This is a genomic window from Streptococcus sp. HMSC064H09, assembly GCF_001812625.1.
Lineage (GTDB): Bacteria > Bacillota > Bacilli > Lactobacillales > Streptococcaceae > Streptococcus.
This window is the reverse complement of sequence record NZ_KV809584.1, coordinates 1-253: the sequence shown is the minus strand read 5'-3', so window position 1 is coordinate 253 and position 253 is coordinate 1. Positions and strand designations below refer to the sequence as shown.

Annotated in this window: 3 tRNA genes; all 3 read left to right on the top strand. The window is 53.8% G+C overall.

What is annotated here, in order from left to right:
* Nucleotide 1 precedes the first annotated feature (1 nt).
* The 3 genes from HMPREF2867_RS07090 to HMPREF2867_RS07080 all read left to right on the top strand — a co-directional run bounded on the left by HMPREF2867_RS07090 (nt 2) and on the right by HMPREF2867_RS07080 (nt 250).
* A tRNA-Ser gene (locus tag HMPREF2867_RS07090) sits at nt 2-91 on the top strand.
* 9 nt (nt 92-100) lie between these two features.
* Nucleotides 101-174 (top strand) — tRNA-Met (locus HMPREF2867_RS07085).
* A gap of 3 nt (nt 175-177) precedes the next feature.
* Nucleotides 178-250: transfer RNA gene (locus HMPREF2867_RS07080), tRNA-Phe, on the top strand.
* Nucleotides 251-253 lie beyond the last annotated feature (3 nt).

Genomic DNA, 253 nt, shown 5'->3' with positions numbered 1-253 from the left:
TGGAGGATTACCCAAGTCCGGCTGAAGGGAACGGTCTTGAAAACCGTCAGGCGTGTAAAAGCGTGCGTGGGTTCGAATCCCACATCCTCCTTATAATTAACGCGGGATGGAGCAGCTAGGTAGCTCGTCGGGCTCATAACCCGAAGGTCGTAGGTTCAAATCCTGCTCCCGCAATTTGGCTCGGTAGCTCAGTTGGTAGAGCAATGGATTGAAGCTCCATGTGTCGGCGGTTCGATTCCGTCTCGCGCCATTT